Source organism: Pseudomonas sp. 2FE (genome assembly GCF_005503735.1).
Lineage (GTDB): Bacteria > Pseudomonadota > Gammaproteobacteria > Pseudomonadales > Pseudomonadaceae > Aquipseudomonas.
This window is the reverse complement of the sequence record NZ_SCMO01000012.1, coordinates 109,510-131,722: the sequence shown is the minus strand read 5'-3', so window position 1 is coordinate 131,722 and position 22,213 is coordinate 109,510. Positions and strand designations below refer to the sequence as shown.

The following is a 22,213-nucleotide window of genomic DNA, read 5'->3' as shown; positions in this document are numbered from 1 at the left end:
GGATTTTCGGTTCGGCGGCCAGTTGCGACCTCAGTGTGCTGTACTTGATGGTGGCACACTACGAGAGCCCGGAGCGAAGAGCCAGGCGGATGAACGTCGACCTCCAGCGCCAGGGCATTCCCGGTCTGGCCCATTACCCTGCTCAGCAGGGCGTGGTTGTAGCTGGACCTTGCGCCAGGCGAGGGGGCGCGGTAGGTAGTGGCGGTTTACCGCCCCTCCATCCGCCGGGAGGGCGTGAATCCGCCACCTGGGTGGCGGTGCGGCCCTGGCCAGGGCCGAGAGCATGGGGCGCGCGAGCGGTTCTGCCGCGTTTCCGGCGCCCGGTATGTGTCTTGCTAAGGCAACACGACGACTTATCAGAGTCCATCCTGCAGTTGGAACCACCTATGCAAAGAGCTTCTCACCATGAGCTGCGCGGCGCTTTTCGCGCCTTGTTCAACTCGGACGCCTGTTACCACACCGCCTCGGTGTTCGATCCCATGTCTGCACGTATCGCCGCCGACCTCGGTTTCGAGGTTGGCATTCTCGGCGGCTCGGTGGCCTCCCTGCAGGTGCTGGCTGCACCGGACTTTGCCTTGATCAGCCTCAGCGAGTTCGTCGAACAGGCCACCCGTATCGGCCGCGTCGCGCGCCTGCCGGTGATCGCCGATGCCGATCACGGCTACGGCAACGCGCTCAACGTGATGCGCACCGTGGTCGAACTGGAACGCGCCGGCATCGCCGCGCTGACCCTCGAAGACACCCTGCTGCCGGCCCAGTTCGGCCGCAAGTCCACCGACTTGATCAGCGTGGAAGAGGGCGTCGGCAAGATCCGCGCGGCGCTGGAGGCGCGGGTCGACCCTGACCTCGCCATCATCGCCCGCACCCACGCCGGCGTGCTCGACGTCGACGAAGTGATCCGCCGTACCGTCGCCTACCAGGCCGCCGGCGCCGACGGCATCTGCATGGTCGGCATCGCCGATTTCGAGCACCTGGAAAAGATCGCCGAGCACCTGAGCATCCCGCTGATGCTGGTCACCTACGGCAACCCGAAGCTGCGCGACAATGCCCGCCTGGCCCGGCTCGGCGTGCGCATCGTGGTCAACGGCCACGCCGCCTACTTCGCCGCGATCAAGGCCACCTACGACTGCCTGCGTGAGCAGCGCGGAATCACCGCCAGCGACCTCAGCGCCTCCGAACTGGCGCATAAATACACCTTGCCCGAGGAGTACTTCGTCTGGGCCGAGGAGTTTATGGATGTGAAGGAGTAGGGGCAGAGGCTGTTTGGCCGACGACCTGCGCTTGCAAAACACCACGCAGGTGCTCATATCTGTCAAACAGACAGATACCTAGTGGGAGGTTGTCATGGCCGGTGGCTGGGCAAGTGACGGCGCGGTGCAAGAACAGATCGACAGCAGCATCGAGGACGCCATCCAGCGCGCCCGCAGCCAGTTGCCGACGGGTGAAAGCCTGAGCCATTGCGAAGCGTGCGCCGCGGCAATCCCCCAGGCCCGCCGCGAAGCGGTCAAGGGCGTGCGCTTGTGCGTCGCCTGCCAGTCTGAGCTGGATAAACAGCAGAAGGCAGCCAGCGGCTACAACCGGCGGGGGAGCAAGGATAGTCAGTTGCGCTGAGTCGTCCTGGAATTCGCTGAGACGAAAGGGAGCAGCTTTTGCCGTGCCTTAATGTGAGACCTGAATCGCCCCTTGTTTCAAGCCGCTGTCAGGCAGACCGCCAGGGTTTCCTCCAGAGTCTCCCGCAGGTTGCACCCGTGCTTGGCGATAAACACTAGCTGTGCGGCTGGACCATCGTTCTTGCTCGCTGCCGGACTGAACTGGCTGCGCGCGCCCACGTGATGCACCCAGTAAGGATGGCCAGTGCCTTGCAGGAGAACCAGGCCTTTCAGGCGAAATACGTCCGCCGGCAAGCGGGTCAACCAGGCACGAAAGGCCGTCGGTTCGAGTCGTTGCTGGCTTTGCCAGACCCAGCTCTCGAACAACTGGTCGTGACTGGCGCTGACCGGCAGCATTTTCAGGCTGGCGGGCTCGGCTCTATCCGCTAGCAACAAGGCGTCTGGCAACTCGGCCTGAACGGTGCTGATGACCCGCGCCCGCCCGCCCAGGCTGTTACGCACGCTTTCCAGCTCGCTCGGGCTAACCAGGTCCGACTTGTTCAACAGCAGCAGATCGGCGCAGGCGACCTGGGCGCGGGACAGCCGGGCGAACTCACCTTTGAGGGCGCTGTAGCAGGTGGCATCTACCAGGGTGATCACCGCATCCAGATGCAGCTGCGCGCGCAATTGTGGATAGCCGAGGGTCTGTACGATGCGTTGCGGATCGGACACGCCGCTGCATTCGATGACGATGCGTTCCAGGCGCGGCGTGAGCTGAGTCAGGCTGACCAGCTGGGCCAGCAGATCCTCCTGCACCGTGCAGCAGATGCAACCGTTCTGCAGGTTATAAACCGCATCGGTGACCTCGGCAATAATCGCCGCATCGATGTTCAGTTCGCCGAAGTCATTGACTATCACCGCCAGCCGTCCAGCCTCGACGCGCCGCACCAGGCGGTTGAGCAGCGTAGTCTTGCCGGCGCCGAGAAACCCGGCGACCACTGTGACCGCGATGCTGGCCATCAGGCTTTGCCCTCCAGCACCGGCGGCTCGCCCTGCCATACCGCTTGCAGCGCGGTATCGGCAAACTCACCCTGGCGGTCGTACACCGGTCGGCCTTCGACGAAGGTCAGTTGCACCTGGGTGCGGTGGATATAGTTGCGCGGCGCCTGGGCAAACAGGTCGCGGTCGAGCACGATCAGATCCGCCGACTTGCCCACTTCCAGGCTGCCGGTCAGCTGTTCCAGACCCATGGCGTAAGCGCCGTTGAGGGTGGCCACCTGCAACGCCTGCTCCAGCGTGATCGGCTCGCCGAAGCAATTGGGCTCCTGATTCCACGGATTCTGCCGGGTGACCAGGGTTTCCAGCGCCAGCCAGGGGTCGATCGAGGCCACCGGCCAGTCGGTGCCCATCACCGCGATGCCGCCAGCCGCCAGCACGCCCTTGAAGTCGTAAATGCGCTTCAGGCGTTCCTGGCCATAGCCAGAACGTGCACCACTGGCGAAGGGTGTCGGATACCAGGCAGCGGGGGAAAACTCGGCAATCACCTCCAGCTCGCGAAAGCGCTTGAGATTCCCCGGATGCAGCAGGGTGCTGTGCGCGCACTGGTGGCGAATGCCGCTGTAACCATTGCGCCGCCGCGCCTCGGCGACCGCATCGAGGAAGACATCCGAGGCCCCGTCACCGGTGCAGTGGGCGATCACCCGCAGGCCTCGACTGTCCATGTCCACCAGCATGTCGGTGAGGTGCTCCGGGGTCAGGTTGAGCTTGCCGCGCCAGCTCGACTCCTCTGGCCAGGGCGTGAGCAGGTAGGACGAGCGCGGCTCCACCGTGCCGTCGAAGTGGAACTTCACCGCGTTGGCATTCAGCCGGGCACTGCGATAGTAGTGGCGCTCACCGCCGAGCAACTGCCAACGCCGGCGCACCGGGAAAATATCGTCCTGCCAACTGATGGCCGCCTCCACGCGCAGCGTCAGTTCGCCGCAATCGTCGAGTTCCTTCAAGGCCTCCAGGCGCCGCTCGCAGACATGCACATACTTGGTCGCGGTCACCCCGCGCGCGCTCTGGAAGTGCACGCCATCGCGGTAAGCGCGGCGCAGCACGCTCACCGGCGTCGGCGGCATGGCCGCATGGATCAGCGCATAGGCGCCATCGATCAACAGGCCATTGGGCTCGCCGCTCAGCTCGTCGCGCTCCAGGTAGCCGTTGCGCGGGTCGGCGGTGTTGCGGTCGATGCCCGCCAGTTCCAGGGCCTTGGAGTTGACCATCATGGTGCCCCACATGCGGTCGAGCAGCGCCACCGGACGGTCCGGCATCACGCTGTCGAGCCACTCGCGACCTGGGGTCAAGCCGGCTTCGCGGAAGGTGTAGCGCACCCAATATTGGCCGTAGATCCAGCCATCGCCGGGGTGGCTGTCGGCATAGGCATGGATCGCCTCGATCAGCTGCTGCGGGGTCGGATCTTCGATCCCGACATCCAGGTCATCGCTGTAACGCGGGGCCAGCGCCAGGTCGGGGTGGGTGTGCATGTCGTGTAGCCCGGGCATGCAAAACGCGCCGGCTAGATCATGCTGCAAGGTTTTCGGGCCGATCAGCGACTGCAGCGACTGCAGACTACCGACCGCGACGAAGCGCCCCTCGCGGATGGCCACCGCCTCAGCCCATGGCTGCGCAGGGTCAAGCGTGTAAAAACGGCCGTTGCGCAGGACCAGGTCGGCATCTTGCTCGACAGCAGAATGGGTGGAATGGAAGTTGTCTGAATCGGTCACGTTATAACCCCCTTGTTCTTGTGCAATCTTCAGCGCGGGGGCTGCTTGATTGGTCTGGGCCGCCGCTACAGATGGTTGGCTGGCGTGTGCCCGGCGATTCTTGCTGGCAAACGCCAGGCGCAGCGCTACCGCTCACCCGACAGGAGCATTTTCAATGTGGAGCCTTTAGTCGCCGGCGCGCAGCGACTCGACGAATCCGGCGATGCGTTGGCAGGCGTCTTTCAACACCTCATCGGCAACCGTGAAGGACAGCCGCACGAAGCCCTGGGCGCTGGCGCCGAAGGCCTGCGCATCGAGCACCGAGACGCCGGTCTGGCGGAACAACTGCCAGGCGAAGTCGAGGCCCGACAGGCCGGTGCGGCGCACGTCCACCAGCATAAACATGCCGGCTTCCGGCGTGCGGCAATCCAACTCGCGCACCTGGCTCAGTGCGGCGACCACCAGGTCACGGCGGCGCCGGTACAGCTCACGCGCCTGCGCTACTACCGGCTCATCCAGTTCCAGGGCTTTCAGCGCCGCTTCCTGAATAAAGCCCGGCAGCCCGTAGAGCATGCACAGCAAGAGGTTGTCCAAATGCTCGATCAGGGTGGGCGGCGCGACGACCCAGCCGACGCGCCAGCCGGTCATGGCGTGGGATTTCGACAGACTATTGAGCACCACGGTGCGCTCTGCCATGCCGTCCAATGAGGCGATGCTCAAGTGCGGCTGTTCGAAGGTGATCTGCCCATAGACCTCATCGGAAATCACCCAGAGGTCGTGGCGCCGCGCGACATCCGCCACCGCCTCCAGTTCCTCGCGGGTGTAGACGTTGCCGGTGGGGTTGCAAGGCGTCGCCAGGGCGATGCCGCGGGTGTTTTCCGTCAGCGCGGCTTCTAATGCCGCGTTGGTCAGGCGAAAGCCGTTCGCCGCCGGCTGCTCAATGGTGGCGATCCGCGCGCCTGAGGCATGAATGCAGGCCTCGTAGGTCAGGTACATCGGCTCAGGCACCAGCACCTCGTCGCCCTGGTCGAACAGACACAGAGAGGTGGCGAACAAGCCATTCTGTGCGCCTGCCACCAGCGCCACGTTCTCGGCGCGGACTGGCAAGCCGAGCAGAGCGCTCTGCTTGGCGGCGATCGCCTCGCGCAGCAGTGGCCGGCCCAGCACGTGGGTGTAATGGGTGTCGCCGTGGCGCAAGGCTTCCACTGCGGTTTCACAGATGGCGCTGTCGGTGGCGAAGTCGGGATCGCCGACACTCAGCACTATCACGTCTTCGCCGCGGCCGCGCGCCTCAATGGCCGCGTAATGGATGTCCCAGGCGCTTACCGCTTCGCCGCTGATGCGCTGTACAAAAGGTGAATAACGCATGTTCTTCTCCTCACCGACGAGCATTCGCCAGTGTCTGGTCTTAATGGGCTAAACCGCGGGTTCAGGCGAGACGCTGGGGCACCTTGGCGAAGCGCGAAAAGCCGTACTCGAGTAAAAACGCCAGGGTGATGTAAATCAGCGCGACGGCCAGTAGCGGCTCATAGACCCGTAAGGATTGGGCGCGCACCAGGTTGGCGGCGCCGAGCAGATCGGTCACCGCCACGGTCGAGGCCAGCGCCGTCGACTTCAGCAGCATGATGCTTTCGCCCGCCAGCGTCGGTTTCAGAATTTGCAGGGCGCGTGGCAGCCAGACCCGCCGCAGCAATAACCAGCGGCCCATGCCATAGGCTCTGCCGGCCTCGAGTTCACCCCGCGGTACCGCGCGCAAACCGCTGCGCAGCACTTCCCCCACATAGGCGCCGACACTGAGGATCAGCGCCAGGGTCACATACCAGAAGCCCTCGCGCAGGTAGGGCCACAGGGCACTGCCACGAATCAGCGGATAGCTGGCAAACAAGCTGCCAACCCCGTAATAGAGAATATAAATCTGCACCAGCAGAGGGGTGCCACGAAACAGGCTGGAGTAAGCCCGCATGCTGTTGGCGATCAGGCAGTTTGACGACACGCGGCCCAGGGCCACGATGATGGCCAGAATGAAACCGAACAGGCCGGAAAGCAGCAACAGCGCCAGGGTTATGCCCACGCCACGCACCAGCTCAGCAGCAAACACAGTAATCCAGGAGAAATCCATTACGCCACCCTCAGTGCTTGGGCATCCAGCGATTGGAATGCCGTTCAATCAGCTGGAAGACCAGATTGGAAAGCAGGGTCATCACGAAATAGCACGCGGCTACGGCCAAATAGAACACCAGGTAATGTTTGGTCGAACCGGCGGCCTGCTTGCCCACTGAAAGCAACTCGCTGTAACCGACGACACTGATCAGCGCACTGTCCTTGATCAGCACTAGCCACAGGTTGGATAACCCACCCAGCGCATAGGGCAACATGCTCGGCAATATGACGCGGCGCAGCAACAGTATCCGCTCAACGCCAAAGGCCCGAGCCGCCTCAATCTGGCCGAATGGAATCGCCAGAATGGCGCCCCGGATGATCTCCGCCGAATAGGCGCCTTGCACAATGCCCAGCACCAGCACCGCGGCGATAAAGCCATTGACCTGAATGCTGGACTGGCCGAACCCAGCCAGGACAGCATTGAGCAAGTCAGTGCCCGCGTAATACAGCAACAGGATCAACAGCAACTCAGGCACAGCCCGGTAAAGGGTCGTGTAGCAGTTGGCTAAGCCAACCATCCAACGCGACCCTTTGAGCTTGATCAATGCCACTACCAGGCCAATACCGAGGCCCAGCAAGAAGGCGCCTGCAGAAATCTGCAAGGTGATCACTGCGCCTTGCATCAGCGCGACTAGCCAGCCATCAGTAATAAAAAGCTGCGATATTTCGGGCAATGACATCATGGCTTAGGCTCTGTTGACGGTGTCTGCACGCACAGGGTTGGCTGGTTCAGTGGACCGAGATGTCCATGCTGAAGTAGCGGCTGCGGATCTTGTCGTAGGTGCCGTTGTCCCGCAGGGCATCCAGGCCTTGGTCGATCTTGCTCTTGAGCGCCATATCCCCTTTGCGGATCGCCACGCCAACGCCGTCGCCGAACAGCGGATCGTTTGGCGCATTGCCCATCTCCGCCAGCGCTTCACCCCCAGCGGTTTTCAGCAGCGGTTCAACGCTCAGCGCGTCGACCAACATGATGTCGATACGGCCGCTTTGCAGATCTGCCGTCATATCGTCCTGGGTGTTGTAGTAACGCAAGGTTGAGTCTTTGCTGTAGTACTGCTTCACGTAAGCGGCGTTGGTGGTCGAACTCTGCACGCCGATCTGCTTGGCTTTGAGCCCCTCGGGAGTCGGTTTGAGCGGTAGGTTTTTATCACCCACCCAAGTGGCCGGGGTCCGGTAGTAGGGTTTGGAAAAATCGATGACTTGCAGGCGTTCAGCGGTGATGCTCACCGAGTTGAGAATGGCATTGATCTGATTAGCCTGAAGCGCTGGAATCAGACCATCCCAGGAGATTTCCTTGAGGGTGCATTCGGCCTTCATCTGCTCACAGAGCGCGTGCACTAGCTCCGGTTCAAAGCCTTGCCACTCGCCATTGCCTGCCTTCATGGAGAAGGGCGGGTAGGGTTCCAGGGTAATGCCGAAGACGAGTTTCTCATTGGCACTGGCCTGGCTCGCCGCCAGAGTGAGGAGACCGCTGGCAACGATGGCGCTGAAGATCTTTTTCATGCTGGTTACCTTTATGTGAGTTTTATTGTTGTTGAGCACACATACAGCAAACTCCGCAGGTGACTGCGGTGGGACTAGGTCGTTACAAGCTATGTCGTTACACACTATGCCGTGACGAACTGGCGGCAACGTTCACTCCGTGAGTTGAGAAATAACTGTTCGGGAGGACCTTCTTCCTCCACCAGGCCTTGGTGGAGAAACATCACCTTGCTGGATACCTCACGGGCGAAGGCCATCTCGTGGGTCACCAGAATCATGGTCCGGCCTTCCTCGGCGATCCGTTGAATCACCCGCAGCACTTCACCGACCAGCTCCGGGTCGAGTGCCGAGGTTGGCTCATCCATCAGCAATACCTGGGGGCGCATGGCCAGGGCGCGGGCAATCGCCACGCGCTGCTGCTGGCCGCCGGACAAAAAGGCGGGGAAAACGTCGCGCTTGTCGCTTAGGCCGACTTTTTCCAGCAGATGCTCGGCGTGGGCTATCGCCTCCTTACGCGCCTCGCCCAGCACATACACCGGTGCCTCGATGACGTTTTCCAGCACGCTGCGGTGCGGCCACAAATTGAAGTTCTGAAACACCATGCTCAGCCGTGTGCGCAACCGCGCCACCTGGCGGGCATCGGCAACCATGGGCGTGCCGAAGCGGTCTTTTTTCAGCCGGACTTCTTCGCCGTTGATGCGCAAGCTGCCGGCACAGGGGACTTCCAAGAGGTTGATGCAGCGCAGCAAGGTGCTCTTGCCCGAGCCGCTAGCACCGATCAGCGAAACCACCTCACCTTCGTTGGCGCGCAGGGAGATGCCTTTGAGTACGTGGTGATCGGCATAACTCTTATGCAGATCGTCGATTGCCACCACCGGGCTTGCTGAGTTCGAGTGCAATTCCACGGATCGACCCTCTTATTATTGTGTAAGCCTGTCCAGGCTATTTCATCTCGAGAGGCTGGCCAGCGGCGCCCTGCGCCAGTGCTGTCCCGACGTGCATCAGCCAGCTGTCTTGGCTTCCGAGAATAGCCAAACGGGGGGGCGGGTCAATCGAGCTTTTTTCGCGCTACAGTAAAAATTAATTCAGCAATTGAAGCTGCCGGCGGGGCTCGTTTGCGGTAAAAAATGGCTATGTCCCCATTTCGTGTTGCATAAGGTGGACGCGTTTCTTGTAGGAGCGAATTTATTCGCGAACCGGGCTCCGGCCTAACAGCCCATCGCGAATAAATTCGCTCCTACAGGTAGCAACCTGGTTCCAACACTTAACCTAGACATAGCCTAAAAAATGCCCTGTCGAGGTCGCTCTGTTCTGCTGCTGCGGCGCTGAAAAAAGATAGGGTTGCAAAGCGCAAGGCTAAGCGTGGGCGGTCTGTTGTCGGCAAAGGATTCAAGCTATCTTCAAGCCCGCTATCGATACCGGTCGGGGCAGGGCTGCACACGGCAACCTTAGGTCGACAGAGCCTGATACGGGAGGTTGATTAATCCGCTATGCACTTTCCATCAATGACCGCTTTACGAGCACTCGATGCAGTGGCCCGCTTGGGCAGTGTGTCCGATGCGGCCAGTGAGCTGAACCTGACCCCCAGCGCCATCAGCCACCAGCTGAAGATTCTCGAGAACACCCTGGGTTTCGCCCTGACCGAGCGCGTCGGGCGCGGTATACGCATTACCTACCAGGGGGAGCGCTATGCCCGCGATATTCATCAACTGCTGGCCAGTATTTTGGAGGCCGGCCAACGTTTCGATGGCCAACAAGTTAGCGGCAGGCTCTGCATTAGCAGCCCGCCCGGCTTCTCGACTTATTGGTTGTGCCTGCACATCGCCGCGTTTCAGGAGCTCTACCCGCAGGTAGAGTTACACCTTATTTCGCCCCAGGCCCCAGGCGACATCAGCGATCAGCGGGCGGATATTTTTATTTCCTACGGCATAGGCGACTGGCCCAGCCAGCACGTCGAGCAAATCGTTAAGCTGCGCTATTTCCCGGTCTGTAGCCCACGTTTGGCCAATGCTTTGGGCGGCTTGAAGAGCCCAAAAGAGTTGGGACGGTGGACGCTTTTGCATTTGTTTAATCACTCGGACTGGCGAGTTTGGTTAGCCGCCGCCAATGCTCCAGGTATCAATGTGCATAGCGGGATTGTGTTTTCCGATGCGCACTTTGTGCAGTCAGCCTGCATCGCCGGCCAAGGCATCGCCATGGGCGATAACTTGGTGAGTGGCGAAGCCTTGGCGCGCGGGTTGTTGATCCGACCTTTCGAGCTGGAGATTGAATCCACTAGCGGCTACTACCTGGTAGTCGATCAACTGAAAGCTGAGCGGCCGGCGGTACAAGCGTTTAGTGAGTGGGTTAAAGCTCAGCTGAGTACTTCTGCGCAAACCCTGCAAGGGGGGCGTAGAACGTTAAAAGCGTGAATTAAATTGCTCAATAGCGAGCAAATTTTTCGATTGTTGTCGTTGTGTTCTCGGCACTACTGTCTCCTCGCGCTCTACCTCGGCGCACCAGCCCGGCCGTCTTTGGGCGAGTGCGGACATTATTCATGTCCTCTAGGTAGTGCGGTTCTCGGCACGTAAGACCAGCGGGTTTAACCCGGTTGTTCTACGCATAAGAATAAGAGGATTGTTGATGACCAGCTGTGCTCAGTCGTTAGTTCAATTGCTTGAAGGCTATGGTGTACGCACCATTTTCGGTATTCCCGGCGTGCATACCGTCGAGCTGTATCGGGGATTGCACGGCAGTAGCCTTAGGCATGTGAGCCCACGCCACGAGCAGGGTGCGGGTTTTATGGCGGATGGTTATGCCCGCGTCTCCGGCAAGCCGGGGGTGTGCTTTATCATCACCGGGCCGGGGATGACCAATATCCTCACCGCCATGGGTCAGGCCTATGCCGACTCGGTGCCGATGCTGGTGATCTCCACCACCAATCGCCGTGAACACCTGCGTATGGGCCACGGCCATCTGCACGAGTTACCCGATCAGCGCGCGATGGTCAGCGGGGTCTGCGCCTTCAGTCATACCCTGCAGTCGCCGGCGGAGTTGCCTGAACTGCTGGCCCGGGCCTTCGGCATCTTTAATTGCGCGCGGCCGCGGCCGGTGCATATCGAGATTCCGCTCGATGTCTTGGACATGCCGGTCGACGCCCTCGACTGCCTGCCCCGCTCGTTGCCCAGCGCGCCGGCGCCGGCGCCAGCCGCCGTGCTGGCCGCCGCCAAGCTACTCGCCAACGCCCAGCGCCCGTTGATCCTCGCCGGTGGTGGCGCGCGTCGCGCTGGCGGTGCCTTGCAGCAACTGGCCGAGCAGTTGCAAGCGCCGGTTGCCCTGACCAGCAACGCCCGCGGCTTACTCCCCTGTGGCCATCCACTGCTATTGGATGGCGTGCAGTCCGCGGCGCATGGCCGCGCCTTGTTCGATGAGGCCGATGCGATTCTCGCCGTGGGCACCGAACTGGGCGAAACCGACTATGACTTCTATGGCCTCGGCCCGGTGCAATTTAAGGCGCCGCTGATTCGCCTGGATATCGACCCCCTGCAGGTGATGGGCGCGCAACGCGCCGAGGTCGCCCTGCTCGGCGATGCCCAGGAGGGCGTGCAGGCGCTGCTGGCGCAGATCGGGGCGCAAGCCGCGCGCGGCAACTGGGCGCGCGACAGCGTGCAGCGGGTCAACCAGTGCGAGCGCAGCCAGTGGACGGCCAAGCAGCGCAGCATGCAGGCGCTCCTCGACCTGTTGCGCGACAGCCTGCCCGAGCCGCTGATAGTCGGCGACTCGACCCAGCCGGTGTACCAAGGCGCGCTGGGGTATCAGGCGCCCGCGGCCAATAGCTGGTTCAACGCCGGCACCGGCTTCGGCACCCTGGGCTACGGCTTGCCGGCCGCGATTGGCGCCAAACTGGCAGTGCCGCAGCGCCCGGTGATTGCCCTGGTGGGCGATGGCGGCCTGCAGTTCTCCTGCGCCGAACTGATCTCCGCTCGCGAGGCCGGGGTCGGCATCATCCTGCTGCTGTGGAACAACCAGTGTTACGGCGAGATCCGCGACTACATGGTGGCCCGCGAGATCCCGCCCCTGGGCGTGGAGATCCTGGCGCCCGACTTCGCCGCCATGGCCCGCAGTTTCCATGTCGCCCATTACGCGCCGGAAAGTCCGGCCAGCTTACGTACCTTGCTCGCCGATCTGGCTACCAGCACGCAGCCGGTGATGGTCGAGTTGGACGCCGCCAGCCTGTTGCCGCAGCTCGATTGGCGCTAAGCGCAGCACCGAGCTGCGCCTACCTCCCTGGCACAAAACCAGCACAAAAAAACGAGGCCTGTATGACTGACGAAGCGAACCTGATGGCGCGGGTGGAGGGCGGCATCGCCTGGATTACCCTGAATCGGCCCCAGCAGCGCAACGCGCTGGACATTCCCACCCTGCAAGCGCTGCACGCCTTGCTCGAGCAGCTGAATGCCGACCCCAGCGTGCGCGTGCTGGTATTGACCGGCACCGGCAAGAGCTTCTGCGCCGGCGCCGATCTCGCCGAATGGGCCGCGGCCGAGGCCCGCGGCGCGCTGGAAACTTACGGCTGGACGGAAACCGCCCACGCCCTGATGAGCTGCCTGCATAGCCTGGATAAACCGAGCATCGCCGCGATCAATGGCACCGCCGTCGGCGCCGGGATGGACCTGGCGCTGTGCTGCGATTTTCGCCTCGCCGCGCAATCCGCGCGTTTCAAGGCCGGCTACACCGGCATGGCCTACTCGCCGGATGCCGGCGCCAGCTGGCACCTGCCGCGCCTGATCGGCAGCGAACAGGCCAAGCGCCTGCTGTTTCTCGACGAACTCTGGAGCGCCGAACGGGCCCTGGCCGTGGGGCTGGTCGGCGAGCTGTGCGCCGACGAACAACTGCTTGCCAGTGCCAGCGATCTGGCTGCCCGTCTGGCCAGCGGCCCAACCTACGCCTTCGCCCAGACCAAGCAGCTGCTGCGTGAAGGTGCGCAGCGCAGCCTGCCCGAGCAGCTTGAAGCCGAGCTGGCCGCCGGCCTGCTCTGCGGGCGCAGCGCCGACGGCGCCGAGGCGCTGCGCGCAGCGGTGGAAAAACGCTCCCCCCACTTTATCGGCCGGTAATCAGGCAGCAGGTAGCGCTATGAACTTCCAACTGAGTCAAGAACAAGAAATGTTGGTCGCCGCGGTGCGCAGCTTCGTCGAGAAGGAACTGCTGCCCCATGAAGAGGCGGTCGACCGCGCCGATGCGGTGTCCCCGGAGCTGGCCGCGCAGATTCGCGGCAAGGCCATCGCCGCCGGCTTCTATGCCTTCAACATGCCGGAAGAAGTCGGCGGCGGCGGCCTCGACTACCTGTCGCAGGCGCTGATCGAGCGTGAGTTGGCCAAGTGTTCCTGGGCGCTGCATGTGTTCGTCGCGCGGCCGTCGAAGATCCTCATGGCCTGCAAGGGCCAGCAGATCGAGGACTACCTGCTGCCCTGCGTGCAGGGCGAGAAGATCGACTGCTTCGCCCTCACCGAGCCGGGCGCCGGCTCCGACGCCAACGCGATCAAGACCCGCGCCGTGCGCGAGGGCGGGGATTTCGTGCTGAACGGCAGCAAGCACTTCATCAGCCACGCCGGCCACGCCGATTTCGCCATAGTCTTCGCGGTCACCGACACCTATGAGCAGAATGGCAAGAGGCGCAACGCCGTGACCGCCTTCCTGGTCGACCGCGATACCCCCGGCATGTGCATTCGCCGCGGGCCGAAGTGCGTGAGCAACCGTGGCTACCACACCTACGAAATCTTCTTCGACGACTGCCGCGTGCCGGCCGCGAAAGTGCTCGGCGAAGTGGGCAAGGGCTGGGATGTCGCCAACGCCTGGCTCACCGCCGGGCGGGTGATGGTCGCCGCCAACTGCGTCGGCCAGGCCCAGCGCGCGCTGGACCTGGCGCTGCAATGGGCGGCGGATCGCCAACAGTTCGGCCAACCGATCGGCAGCTACCAGGGCGTGTCCTTCAAGCTGGCCGACATGGCCACGGAAATTCGCGCCGCCGAACTGCTGTGCCTGCACACCGCCTGGAAGATGGACCAGGGCAGCATGACCGACGGCGAGGCCGGGATGGCCAAGCTGTTCGCCAGCGAAGTGCTCGGCCGGGTGGCCGATGAAACGGTGCAGATCTTCGGCGGCATGGGCCTGATGGACGAAGGCGCGGTGGAGCGCATCTGGCGCAACGCACGGATCGAGCGGATCTGGGAGGGCACTTCGGAAATCCAGCGCCACATCATTTCCCGCGAGCTGCTGCGGCCGCTGCTGCGCTGATCGGGCCGGAGAACTGTCATGTCCCAACCAATCCGCGACAATCTCAAGCGCCTGCTCGCGCCGCGCCACCTCGCTTTTATCGGCGGGCGCAGCATGGCGCGCGCACTCAAGCGCTGCGCCGAGGGCGGCTATCGAGGCCAGATGTGGCTGGTCAACCCACAGCACGACAGCCTCGAAGGCGTACCTTGCGTGCGCTCGGTGGCGGAGCTGCCCTGCGGGCCGGATGCGGTGTTCATCGCCACCAATCGCGAGCTGACCCTGACCTGCGTGGCCGAATTGGCCGCGAAAGGTGCGGGCGGGACCATCTGCTACGCCTCCGGCTTTGCCGAAACCGGTGCAGAGGGCCAGGCCCTGCAACAGCAATTGCTCGCCGCCGCCGCCGATATGGCGCTGCTCGGGCCCAACTGCTACGGCCTGCTCGACTACCTGCACGGCGCCGCGCTGTGGCCGGTGGCCCATGGCGGCAAGGCGGTGGAGAAAGGTGTGGCGGTGCTCACCCAGAGCGGCAACTTCGCCTACAACCTGTCGATGAGCGACCGTTCGCTGCCGGTGGCCTATATGGCCTCGGTGGGCAATCAGGCGCAGCTGGGCGTGGCCGAATTGATGGATGTGCTGCTGGACGAGCCGCGGGTCACCGCCATCGGCCTGCACCTGGAGGGGCTGAACAACGTTCCCGGCTTCGCCCGTGCCGCGCACAAGGCGCTGGAGAAAGGCATCCCGATCATCGCCCTGAAGACCGGGGTGTCGCAGATCGGCGCCGAACTGGCGCTCAGCCACACCAGCTCGCTGGCCGGCTCCGATGCGCTGTACGACAGCCTCTTCGAGCGCCTCGGGGTGATCCGCGTCAGCGGCCCGGTGAGCTTCGTCGAAACCTTGAAGGCTGCCGCCTGCGGCAAGCTTCCAGCAGGTGGCAGCTTGATCGCGCTGGCCTGTTCCGGCGGCGATGCCGGGCTGATTGCCGACTACGCCGAGCGCAACGGCCTGAGCCTGCCGAAGCTGGACGACAGCCAGCACACAGAGCTGGCGCAGGTGCTGCCGAGCTACGCCAACCTGGTCAATCCACTGGACTTCACCACCGCCATCTGGGGTGACCGCGAAGCGCTCGAACAGATGCTCGATAGCGCCCTGCGCACCCCGGCCGACGCCGCTTTGCTGGTGCTGGATTATCCCGGCGAGGCGAGCGGCGAACGGCCGCAATGCGACCTGCTGCTGGAGCTGTATTGCGAAGCCCTGGCGCGCCATGGCAAGAGCGGTTTGGTCGCCTCCGCCTTTCCCGAACTGCTGCCGGCCAGTGCCCGCGAACGTCTGCATGGGCACGGCGTGGCGGCGCTGCAAGGGGTCGAAGATGCTTTGGCGGCCTGGGGGCGGATTGCCGGCTACCGGCAGCGCCGGCAAAAGTTATTGACCCTGGGGGAGTCGGCCTTGCTGCCGCTGTGCCCGCAGGCGCTGACCAGCCATGGCCAGCTGCTCGATGAGTGGCAGTCCAAGCAGGCGCTGCAGGCCTTTGGCCTGCCGATTCCAACGGGCGTGCTGAGTACTCCGGCCGAGGCGTTGGCCGCGGCGGCCCAGCTGGGTTATCCGCTGGTGCTCAAGGCGGTGAGTGCCGAGTTGCCGCACAAGACCGAAGCCGGCGCGGTGGCCCTCAACCTGGCGGATGGGCCGGCTTTGCAGAATGCGCTGGAGCAGATGCGTCTGCGGATTGGCGGCTACTCGCCCGGCGTGTCCTTCGATCAAGTGCTGCTGGAACGCATGGCAGCGCCGCCACTGGCGGAGCTGATCGTGGGCATCAAGCGAGAAGAGGGCTTCGGCTTGGCCCTGGTGATTGGGTCGGGCGGGATTCTGGTTGAGCTGCTCAAGGACAGTCGCAGCCTGTTGTTGCCGACCACCGACGGGGCGATCCGTGCGGCGCTGCTGAGCTTGCGCAGTGCGCCCTTGCTGCAGGGTTTTCGTGGCCGCGAGGTGGCGGATATCGACGCCTTGGTGGCGGCGATTCGGGCCGTGGCCGATTACGCCGGCGAGCACGCCGCGCGCCTGCTCGAGCTGGATGTGAACCCCCTGTTGGTGGATGGCCGGGGCTGCGTCGCGGTGGATGCCTTGATTCGCCTGGCGCAGGCTTGAGCAAGCCAGGCGCACGGGACTTTTGCCTGTTTTGCCCCGGCCTGCCTGCCCGTTGCATGGCTGGGCCTTTTGCGGAGGAATTGGATGCGTAAGCAGGACTCTTTGTTTATCGCGGGTGCTTGGGTTAACGCCTGCGGAGCGGGTTGCGCCACGGTGACCAACCCGGGCACGGAAGAGGTTATCGGCCAGGTGCCACTGGGTGACGAACGCGATGTCGAGCGTGCGGTGACGGCTGCGCGGCAGGCCTTTGCTGGCTGGGCGGCAACCCCCTCGAGCGTGCGGGCCGGCTATATCCGCGCCTTGGCCGAGCAACTGAAAGCGCGGGCGGATGAAATGGCCAGCCTGATCACCGCCGAGTTGGGCATGCCGGTGCAGTGGTGCCGCGCGGTGCAGGTGGAGGGGCCGATCGCGGGGCTTGAGCAATACATCCACCTCGCCGCGCTGATGGACGAGGTGCACGAGGTCGGCAACTCGCTGGTGTTGCGTGAGCCGGTCGGCGTCTGCGCCTTTATCAACCCGTGGAATTACCCGCTGCACCAGTTGCTCGGCAAGCTCGCCCCAGCACTCGCCGCCGGTTGCACGGTGGTGGTCAAGCCGAGCCAGGAAACCCCGCTGCATGCCTTCCTGTTGGCGGAAATGATCGAGGCCATCGGCCTGCCGGCGGGAGTGTTCAACCTGGTCAGCGGGCCGGGCGCGAAGGTCGGCGAAGCGCTGGCCAAGCATCCAGATGTGGATATGGTTTCTTTCACCGGTTCGACCGACGCGGGTGTGCGCGTGGCCCAGGCGGCGGCGCCGTCGGTCAAGCGCGTGTGCCTGGAGCTGGGCGGCAAGTCGCCGCTGCTGATCGGCGCGGATGCCGACCTGGCCGCCGCCGTGCGCTACGGCGTGCAGGACGTGATGATCAACTCCGGGCAGACCTGCACCGCCTTGACCCGCATGTTGCTGCCGGCCAGCCGCTACGCCGAGGCGCTGGAACTGGCGCGTGCGGAGTGCGAGAGCCTGCGCCTGGGCGACCCGCTCGATCCGCAAAGCTTTCTCGGCCCGATGTGTTCGGCCGCGCAGCGGCGCACGGTGCGCGAGTACATCCAGATTGGCCGGCAGGAGGGTGCGCGGCTGCTCTGCGGCGGCGCCGAGGCGCCAAGCGAATTCGAGCGCGGTTACTACCTGAAGCCGACGCTGTTCGCCGACGTCGACAACCGCATGCGCATCGCCCAGGAGGAAATCTTCGGCCCCGTACTGTGCCTGATTCCCTACGCGGATGAGGCGCAGGCCGTGCAGTTGGCCAACGACTCGCCATTCGGCCTGTCCAGTGCCGTTTGGGCGGGCAGCTCGGAACGCGCGCTGAGTCTGGCGCGGCAATTGCGCGCCGGGCAGTGCTTCATCAACGGCGGGGCTTTCAATTATCTGGCCCCCTTCGGTGGCTACAAGCAGTCGGGTAACGGCCGCGAGTGGGGCGAAGAGGGGTTGGCCGAGTTTGTCGAAGTGAAGGCCATCCAGTTGTGAGCGCCGCCTCAGGCCGCGCGACCTACACCGAATCACCCGTATTGAATTCCAAGGAACCGCTATGAACGTTTTGCTCGTGCATGCCCACCCCGAACCCAAGTCCTTTACCGCTGCCCTGCGCGATCAGGCGGTCGAGACGCTGCAAGCCCAGGGGCATCGGGTGCAGGTGTCCGACCTGTATGCGATGGATTGGAACCCGGTGGCCAGTGCCGATGACTTCTCCGCCCGCGAGAATTCGGAGTACCTGGTCTACGCCCTCGAGCAACGCCTCGGCGTCAAGAGCCAAACGCTCGCGGCGGATATCCAACAAGAATTGGACAAGCTACTGTGGGCCGATCTGCTGATCCTCAACTTCCCGATTTACTGGTTCTCGGCGCCGGCCATGCTCAAGGGCTGGATCGACCGCGTGCTGGTCTCCGGCATTTGCTATGGCGGCAAGCGCTTCTACGATCAAGGCGGTCTGCGCGGCAAGAAGGCGCTGGTCTCGGTGACGCTGGGCGGGCGTGAACACATGTTCGGCGAGGGCGCCATCCATGGCCCGCTGGAGGACATGTTGCGGCCGATCCTGCGCGGCACCTTGGCCTATGTCGGGCTGGATGTCCTGCCGCCTTTCGTCGCCTGGCATGTGCCCTACATCAGTGCCGAGGCCCGAGAGGATTTCCTCAAGAGCTATCGGCAGCGCCTGGAAAACCTCGGCGAGGATCGGCCCCTCGAATTCCCGCGCTTGAGTCAGTTCGACGACGGGCTCTACCCGCTGGCCCAGAACACTCGATAGCAGTCTGCGAGCAGGCTGCTTCACCTATCACCCTAAGGGAGAAGCTGGCCGTCCGGCGTATCCATCGGCGGCCATGCTGCGCGTTCATCTGAGGCAAAACTGGTTCGGCTATAACGATCCGGCGATGGAAGACGCGCTCTGCGAGACCATGATCCTGCGCCAGTCCGCTGGGCTGGACTACGAATATTTCGACCCAAACGTATGACGTTTGCTGCTCTCTAACTTCGAGTCCGCGGGTGCGCTTGTGCTCGATAACGAATACTCAGGGTTCGCCGTCGCACCGGCTGCGACACCGCTCACCGAAGATCCCGGCATCGTCGTGCCCTGCCGCTGGCACGTCCTGGCGTTGGTGGAGTGGGCAAGTCAGACAAGCAACACATCATTCTGGGCCGGCGCGTACTACCGGCAGCAGCGCGCTAAGGGTTGTTCATACCAAGCCGCCGTGCGGGCATTAGCGTTCAAGTGGATCCGGATTCTGTATCGGCGCTGGCAAACCCGGACACCCCCTCACAACGTCAAAACAGAAAATACCGCTGCGCTAGTGGCAACACATCGGTCGGTTCGCACCAGAGCAATTGCCCATCCGCTTTCACCTGAGCGGTCTGCGGATCGACCTCAATATCCGGCATGTGGTCGTTGTGGATTAGGTCGGACTTCTGTACCGAGCGGCAGCCTTCGATACCGCCGGCGGAGAGGATCATGCCTTCGCCGGCGATCCATTGCGGAGCGCCCGTAACGCTGCCGCGCAGCTACCGATCAGAGGAACATGCCACCGGAAGCTTCAATGCGTTGTCCGGTGATCCACCGGCCACCGTCGGCCAGCAGTACGGAGATCGCCCCACCGATGTCATCCGGTAACCCAACGCGCCCAAGTGCGGTGTTCGAGGCGATGTATCTGTTCACCTCTGCGTTATCGCGTACAACGCCGCCGCCGAAGTCGGTCTCGATTGCACCAGGGGCGAGAACATTAGCGGTAATGCCTCGTGGGCCAAGCTCCTTGGCGAGATAACGCGTCCAGACTTCTATGCCGCCCTTCATCGCCGCGTAGGCGGCATACCCTGGCAGGGTAAAACGTGCGAGCCCGGTCGAGATATTGATGATGCGCCCTTGGTCGGCGAGCAAGGGGAGCAGCTGCTGGGTGAGGAAGAATGGCCCTTTCAGCTGAATATTCACCAGTTGATCGAACTGCGCTTCGGTCGTTTCGGCAAAGCTTGCGTGGGTGCCTATACCGGCGTTGTTGATGAGGAAATCGAAGCGCTCACGGCCGAACACCTTGTGCAGCGCATTGGCGACTTGCTCCGCAAAAGCTTCGAAGGTGCTGCTGTCGCTCACGTCGAGTTGCAGCATGGCCGCGCGGCCACCAAGGCTTTCGATCTCGCTCACCAGGGCTTGCGCCTCGGCTGCCTTGCTGTGGTACGTGCCGATGATGTCGATGCCCTGCGCGGCCAGATGCAGGGCTGTATTCTTCCCGAGACCGCGGCTGGCGCCGGTGATGAGTGCGATTTTACGGCTCATGTCTTTACTCCTTGGTGCCTGGGTTGAAGAGACTGATGTGGAGTTTATTGTCCGATTGAGGCGTGATAAATAAGCCGTTTACGGAAATACTGGTCGGACAAACCGAACAGTCAAACTCCAAGGCGCCACACCAAGTGAACAAGCTGGCATTACTGCGAACCTTCGTACGCGTGACGGAGCTGTCGAGCTTCACCCAGGCGGGGGAGAGTCTCGGCCTGCCTAAGTCGACAGTCTCAGAGCATGTGCAGGCCCTGGAAGACCTGCTTGGCGCTCGGCTTTTGCACCGTACGACGCGCAAAGTGCAAGCCACACAAGACGGCCTGGTGTTGTACGAGCGCTGCAAGGACATGCTTGCTCATATGGACGAATTGGAGGGCCTGTTTCGGCAGGATGGCGCGGTTCTGGCCGGACGGCTGCGGGTCGATATGCCGACCGCTGTGGCAAGGAAGGTGGTCATGCCCCGCCTTGCCGAGTTTGTTGCCAGTCACCCTGACGTCGAGCTTGAGATCAGCAGTACGGACCGACGTGTCGACCTCGTGCGTGAGGGCTTCGATTGCGTGCTCCGTATCGGTGACCTGCCAGACATGTCACTCGTGGCGCGCCCGCTCGGCACGTTCGCAATGGTGAACTGCGCGAGCCCCACCTATCTGAGTGCCCATGGCACCCCGCGCACGCTTGATGACCTTTCTCAGCATCGCCTCATTCACTACGTGTCGGTACTTGGCGCGCGCCCGGCTGGCTTTGAATATCTCGCGAACGGTAAGCCACGTCAGTTGCCGATGGCGGGCACCGTCACGGTCAATAACACCGACGCGTATGAGGCGGCGTGCCTCGGCGGATTGGGGTTGATCCAAGCGCCGATTGCCGGTCTGCGCGAGTATCTGGCGACCGGTCGTTTGATAGCAGTCTTGCCGGACTACTTGCCGCCGCCGATGGAGGTCTCCGTGCTGTATGCGCATCGCCGCTATCTGCCTCAACGGGTGAGAGTCTTCATGCAATGGTTGGAAGAGCTGATTAAGCGTGAAGCGAGCGCTTAATAGGAAGGCCGGGCGGATGACTGTCGGTTTTGAGTGAGCGCCGAACCTCCCTTCGGCCGCTGCTGAGCGCCCGTAACGGTGCCGGAATCACCAGGCGGAAGTAGGCGGAAGTAGTAGGTGTCGTGGGGATTTACTGAAAGCTAGGTGGGGTTACGCATGGTCATAGTCACCGGTCGATGACTCGCCTACGTGCAGCGCTGCGTGTCGCAAAAGCCTGATTAGGCCAGTGGACAAAGAAAAAAGCCCCGAATCTCGGGGCTTGTCTCTGGGATTGGTGGAGCCGGGGGGCCGACCTCAGTGGTCAAATCGATCAGCTCGCATCAAGAGGTTCAAGCCGGCACATGGATAAACCCATGCGGTGTCTGGCTTTCTCAGGACTCAAACATAGGACGCTTTTTTTGATCGTCAAGGGCCGAGAGATAAATGCCCTGGTTTCTTCCGAATTTTGTTGCGGTGGCGTCCCCGTTCTATGGCGTCGCTATAGACGTAAATGACCGGCACATTGCTTCGCGTCTATTGACCGCGACCGTGGCGCGCTGATCAACAGCGTCGCACCGATGATCGGCCTCGCCGTAGGCGCGCTGGGAACCAGTGTGTTGATGCAGTTTGCGCCGGCGCCGTTGCATCTGGTGTTCGTCTTGCTGTTGGTGGCCTTCGTCGCCTACAGCGTGCTTGGGCGCTATCTGCCGGAAACCGCCAGTCCGCAGCCTCGGCGCTCTGGCTTCGCTGGTGCCGCGGCTTCTGGTGCCGCCACAAGCCCGGCGCGCACTGTTACTGGTTGTGCCGGTGGATATCAGTGTATGGGCGCTGGGCGGTTTCTATCTGTCGCTGGGGCCGGCGCTGGCGCGCACGGTGACCGGGCAGACGGCGCCGGTGATTGGTGGGCTTCCGGTGTTTGCTCTTACCTGCAGCGGCGCCATCGGCATCATGCTGATGCGCACCTGCTCTGCGATTCCGGCGCTGATTGCCGTCGCTCGTCGGCCTCGGCGTGCCGAAGCTGTCGCCAGTCGCAGCTAA

General features: G+C 63.1%; 19 protein-coding genes and 2 pseudogenes. 12 read left to right on the top strand and 9 right to left on the bottom strand.

Annotated elements, in window-relative coordinates; all coding sequences use genetic code 11:
• Positions 1 to 386: 386 nt before the first annotated feature.
• Both FFS12_RS16690 and FFS12_RS16685 read left to right on the top strand, forming a co-directional pair.
• On the top strand, positions 387 to 1,250 hold the full coding sequence (locus FFS12_RS16690) for an oxaloacetate decarboxylase (RefSeq protein WP_137888436.1): 864 nt from the start codon (positions 387 to 389) through the stop codon (positions 1,248 to 1,250).
• A 94-nt stretch (positions 1,251 to 1,344) separates the two neighbouring features.
• On the top strand, positions 1,345 to 1,611 hold the full coding sequence (locus FFS12_RS16685) for a DksA/TraR family C4-type zinc finger protein (RefSeq protein ID WP_137888434.1): 267 nt from the start codon (positions 1,345 to 1,347) through the stop codon (positions 1,609 to 1,611).
• Between the two features lie 77 nt (positions 1,612 to 1,688).
• On the opposite strand, the gene FFS12_RS16680 is transcribed toward FFS12_RS16685, so the two are convergent.
• From FFS12_RS16680 to FFS12_RS16650, 7 genes are all read right to left on the bottom strand, one after another.
• Complete coding sequence (locus tag FFS12_RS16680; RefSeq protein ID WP_137888432.1) at positions 1,689 to 2,609, bottom strand: GTP-binding protein; 921 nt, start codon at positions 2,607 to 2,609, stop codon at positions 1,689 to 1,691.
• Positions 2,609 to 4,354 carry an amidohydrolase gene (locus FFS12_RS16675; RefSeq protein WP_137888430.1) on the bottom strand — a complete coding sequence of 582 codons (1,746 nt, stop codon included), beginning with the start codon at positions 4,352 to 4,354 and terminating at the stop codon, positions 2,609 to 2,611. Before FFS12_RS16675 ends, FFS12_RS16680 begins: the two co-directional genes overlap by 1 nt.
• A 165-nt stretch (positions 4,355 to 4,519) precedes the next feature.
• Positions 4,520 to 5,701, bottom strand: coding sequence for a pyridoxal phosphate-dependent aminotransferase (locus FFS12_RS16670; RefSeq protein ID WP_137888428.1), 1,182 nt, complete (start codon positions 5,699 to 5,701; stop codon positions 4,520 to 4,522).
• A gap of 61 nt (positions 5,702 to 5,762) precedes the next feature.
• Positions 5,763 to 6,452, bottom strand: a complete 690-nt coding sequence (locus tag FFS12_RS16665; protein WP_137888426.1) for an ABC transporter permease subunit — start codon at positions 6,450 to 6,452, stop codon at positions 5,763 to 5,765.
• A gap of 10 nt (positions 6,453 to 6,462) precedes the next feature.
• Complete coding sequence (locus FFS12_RS16660) at positions 6,463 to 7,176, bottom strand: ABC transporter permease (RefSeq protein ID WP_137888424.1); 714 nt, start codon at positions 7,174 to 7,176, stop codon at positions 6,463 to 6,465.
• Positions 7,177 to 7,222: 46 nt separating this feature from the next.
• Positions 7,223 to 7,996: a transporter substrate-binding domain-containing protein gene (locus FFS12_RS16655; protein WP_137888422.1), complete on the bottom strand. Its 774-nt coding sequence runs from the start codon at positions 7,994 to 7,996 to the stop codon at positions 7,223 to 7,225.
• 104 nt (positions 7,997 to 8,100) lie between these two features.
• A complete protein-coding gene (locus FFS12_RS16650; RefSeq protein ID WP_256657404.1) occupies positions 8,101 to 8,850 on the bottom strand; it encodes an ATP-binding cassette domain-containing protein in 750 nt (249 codons plus the stop codon).
• A gap of 615 nt (positions 8,851 to 9,465) precedes the next feature.
• On the opposite strand from FFS12_RS16650, the gene FFS12_RS16645 reads away from it, so the two are divergent.
• The 8 genes and pseudogenes from FFS12_RS16645 to FFS12_RS20295 form a co-directional block, all read left to right on the top strand.
• A complete protein-coding gene (locus FFS12_RS16645; RefSeq protein WP_137888418.1) occupies positions 9,466 to 10,386 on the top strand; it encodes a LysR substrate-binding domain-containing protein in 921 nt (306 codons plus the stop codon).
• Between the two features lie 211 nt (positions 10,387 to 10,597).
• Positions 10,598 to 12,214 (top strand): 5-guanidino-2-oxopentanoate decarboxylase, encoded by a 1,617-nt coding sequence (locus FFS12_RS16640; protein WP_137888416.1) that lies wholly within the window; start codon positions 10,598 to 10,600, stop codon positions 12,212 to 12,214.
• A 62-nt stretch (positions 12,215 to 12,276) separates the two neighbouring features.
• Positions 12,277 to 13,068, top strand: a complete 792-nt coding sequence (locus FFS12_RS16635) for an enoyl-CoA hydratase/isomerase family protein (RefSeq protein WP_137888414.1) — start codon at positions 12,277 to 12,279, stop codon at positions 13,066 to 13,068.
• Positions 13,069 to 13,087: 19 nt separating this feature from the next.
• Positions 13,088 to 14,248, top strand: coding sequence for an acyl-CoA dehydrogenase family protein (locus FFS12_RS16630; RefSeq protein ID WP_137888412.1), 1,161 nt, complete (start codon positions 13,088 to 13,090; stop codon positions 14,246 to 14,248).
• Positions 14,249 to 14,266: 18 nt separating this feature from the next.
• Positions 14,267 to 16,366 carry an acetate--CoA ligase family protein gene (locus tag FFS12_RS16625; RefSeq protein WP_137888410.1) on the top strand — a complete coding sequence of 700 codons (2,100 nt, stop codon included), beginning with the start codon at positions 14,267 to 14,269 and terminating at the stop codon, positions 16,364 to 16,366.
• Positions 16,367 to 16,450: 84 nt separating this feature from the next.
• Positions 16,451 to 17,869, top strand: a complete 1,419-nt coding sequence (locus tag FFS12_RS16620) for an aldehyde dehydrogenase family protein (RefSeq protein WP_137888408.1) — start codon at positions 16,451 to 16,453, stop codon at positions 17,867 to 17,869.
• A 61-nt stretch (positions 17,870 to 17,930) separates the two neighbouring features.
• On the top strand, positions 17,931 to 18,644 hold the full coding sequence (locus FFS12_RS16615; protein ID WP_137888406.1) for an NAD(P)H-dependent oxidoreductase: 714 nt from the start codon (positions 17,931 to 17,933) through the stop codon (positions 18,642 to 18,644).
• A 25-nt stretch (positions 18,645 to 18,669) separates the two neighbouring features.
• A pseudogene (locus FFS12_RS20295) lies at positions 18,670 to 18,828 on the top strand (transposase); the annotation flags it as partial.
• A 331-nt stretch (positions 18,829 to 19,159) separates the two neighbouring features.
• Here FFS12_RS20295 and FFS12_RS16600 read toward each other — a convergent pair.
• A pseudogene (locus FFS12_RS16600) lies at positions 19,160 to 19,324 on the bottom strand (hypothetical protein); the annotation flags it as partial.
• Positions 19,325 to 19,400: 76 nt separating this feature from the next.
• The gene (locus tag FFS12_RS16595; protein WP_137888402.1) at positions 19,401 to 20,159 is read right to left on the bottom strand and encodes an SDR family NAD(P)-dependent oxidoreductase; all 759 of its coding nucleotides are present in this window, start codon (positions 20,157 to 20,159) and stop codon (positions 19,401 to 19,403) included.
• Between the two features lie 134 nt (positions 20,160 to 20,293).
• Between FFS12_RS16595 and FFS12_RS16590 the strand changes: the two genes are divergently transcribed.
• Positions 20,294 to 21,196 carry a LysR family transcriptional regulator gene (locus FFS12_RS16590; protein WP_137888400.1) on the top strand — a complete coding sequence of 301 codons (903 nt, stop codon included), beginning with the start codon at positions 20,294 to 20,296 and terminating at the stop codon, positions 21,194 to 21,196.
• A gap of 729 nt (positions 21,197 to 21,925) precedes the next feature.
• On the top strand, positions 21,926 to 22,213 hold the full coding sequence (locus tag FFS12_RS16585; protein WP_137888398.1) for a hypothetical protein: 288 nt from the start codon (positions 21,926 to 21,928) through the stop codon (positions 22,211 to 22,213).

What these genes read in the sequence shown, in the direction of transcription:
- FFS12_RS16690 (WP_137888436.1), top strand. Translation starts at nt 387, where the DNA reads ATGCAAAGAGCTTCTCACCATGAGCTGCGCGGCGCTTTTCGCGCCTTG.
- FFS12_RS16685 (WP_137888434.1), top strand. Translation starts at nt 1,345, where the DNA reads ATGGCCGGTGGCTGGGCAAGTGACGGCGCGGTGCAAGAACAGATCGAC.
- FFS12_RS16680 (WP_137888432.1), bottom strand. Translation starts at nt 2,609, where the DNA reads ATGGCCAGCATCGCGGTCACAGTGGTCGCCGGGTTTCTCGGCGCCGGC.
- FFS12_RS16670 (WP_137888428.1), bottom strand. Translation starts at nt 5,701, where the DNA reads ATGCGTTATTCACCTTTTGTACAGCGCATCAGCGGCGAAGCGGTAAGC.
- FFS12_RS16665 (WP_137888426.1), bottom strand. Translation starts at nt 6,452, where the DNA reads ATGGATTTCTCCTGGATTACTGTGTTTGCTGCTGAGCTGGTGCGTGGC.
- FFS12_RS16660 (WP_137888424.1), bottom strand. Translation starts at nt 7,176, where the DNA reads ATGATGTCATTGCCCGAAATATCGCAGCTTTTTATTACTGATGGCTGG.
- FFS12_RS16655 (WP_137888422.1), bottom strand. Translation starts at nt 7,996, where the DNA reads ATGAAAAAGATCTTCAGCGCCATCGTTGCCAGCGGTCTCCTCACTCTG.
- FFS12_RS16645 (WP_137888418.1), top strand. Translation starts at nt 9,466, where the DNA reads ATGCACTTTCCATCAATGACCGCTTTACGAGCACTCGATGCAGTGGCC.
- FFS12_RS16640 (WP_137888416.1), top strand. Translation starts at nt 10,598, where the DNA reads ATGACCAGCTGTGCTCAGTCGTTAGTTCAATTGCTTGAAGGCTATGGT.
- FFS12_RS16635 (WP_137888414.1), top strand. Translation starts at nt 12,277, where the DNA reads ATGACTGACGAAGCGAACCTGATGGCGCGGGTGGAGGGCGGCATCGCC.
- FFS12_RS16630 (WP_137888412.1), top strand. Translation starts at nt 13,088, where the DNA reads ATGAACTTCCAACTGAGTCAAGAACAAGAAATGTTGGTCGCCGCGGTG.
- FFS12_RS16625 (WP_137888410.1), top strand. Translation starts at nt 14,267, where the DNA reads ATGTCCCAACCAATCCGCGACAATCTCAAGCGCCTGCTCGCGCCGCGC.
- FFS12_RS16620 (WP_137888408.1), top strand. Translation starts at nt 16,451, where the DNA reads ATGCGTAAGCAGGACTCTTTGTTTATCGCGGGTGCTTGGGTTAACGCC.
- FFS12_RS16615 (WP_137888406.1), top strand. Translation starts at nt 17,931, where the DNA reads ATGAACGTTTTGCTCGTGCATGCCCACCCCGAACCCAAGTCCTTTACC.
- FFS12_RS16595 (WP_137888402.1), bottom strand. Translation starts at nt 20,159, where the DNA reads ATGAGCCGTAAAATCGCACTCATCACCGGCGCCAGCCGCGGTCTCGGG.